At 63.6% G+C, this 1,208-nt stretch carries 1 protein-coding gene; it reads left to right on the top strand.

The window, feature by feature from the left end:
- Positions 1-1,208: chaperonin GroEL (gene groL / locus AC0L24_RS33780; RefSeq protein WP_473565075.1), on the top strand; the 1,208-nt coding region annotated here is incomplete at both ends.

Here is a 1,208-nt window from a genome sequence, read left to right as displayed (position 1 = left end):
GAGAACATGGGCGCGCAGATGGTCCGCGAAGTTGCTTCGAAGACCAACGACATCGCCGGCGACGGCACCACGACCGCGACCGTTCTGGCGCAGTCGATCGTCCAGGAAGGCCACAAGGCGGTTGCCGCCGGCATGAACCCGATGGATCTGAAGCGCGGCATCGACCTCGCGGTAACCGACGTCGTTGCGACGCTGATCAAGAACGCCAAGAAGATAAAGACCTCGGAAGAGGTTGCCCAGGTCGGCACGATCGCCGGCAACGGCGACGAGTCGGTCGGCAAGATGATCGCTGAAGCGATGCAGAAGGTCGGCAACGAAGGCGTCATCACGGTTGAGGAAGCCAAGACCGCCGAGACCGAACTCGAAGTCGTCGAAGGCATGCAGTTCGACCGCGGCTACCTCTCGCCCTACTTCGTCACCAACGCCGACAAGATGGTTGCCGAACTCGAGGACGTCTACATCCTCCTGCACGAGAAGAAGCTTTCCAACCTCCAGGCCATGCTGCCGGTTCTCGAAGCCGTCGTGCAGACCTCGAAGCCGCTGCTCATCATCTCGGAAGACGTCGAAGGCGAGGCTCTGGCCACGCTGGTCGTCAACAAGCTGCGTGGCGGCCTGAAGATCGCCGCCGTCAAGGCGCCGGGCTTCGGCGATCGCCGCAAGGCCATGCTGGAAGACATCGCCATCCTCACCGGTGGCCAGGTCATCTCGGAAGACCTCGGCATCAAGCTCGAGAACGTCGGCCTCAACATGCTCGGCCGCGCCAAGAAGGTGTCGATCTCCAAGGAGAACACCACCATCGTCGACGGCGCCGGCAAGAAGGAAGAGATCCAGGGCCGCGTCGCCCAGATCAAGCAGCAGATCGAAGAGACCACTTCGGACTACGACAAGGAGAAGCTGCAGGAACGTCTGGCGAAGCTCGCCGGCGGCGTTGCGGTGATCCGCGTCGGCGGTGCGACGGAAGTCGAAGTCAAGGAAAAGAAGGACCGCGTCGATGACGCCCTCAACGCGACCCGCGCGGCCGTCGAAGAAGGCATCGTTCCCGGCGGCGGCGTCGCACTGCTGCGCGCTTCGCTGAGCATCAACGCGGTCGGCGTCAACTCCGACCAGGCCGCCGGCATCAACATCGTGCGTCGTGCGCTGCAGGCTCCGGCCCGCCAGATCGCGGCCAACGCCGGTGCGGAAGCATCGATCGTTGCCGGCAAGATCCT

This window comes from Mesorhizobium sp. WSM4809 (assembly GCF_055811655.1).
Note: the sequence above shows the minus strand (reverse complement) of the source record. Positions and strands in the feature narration are given on the sequence as shown.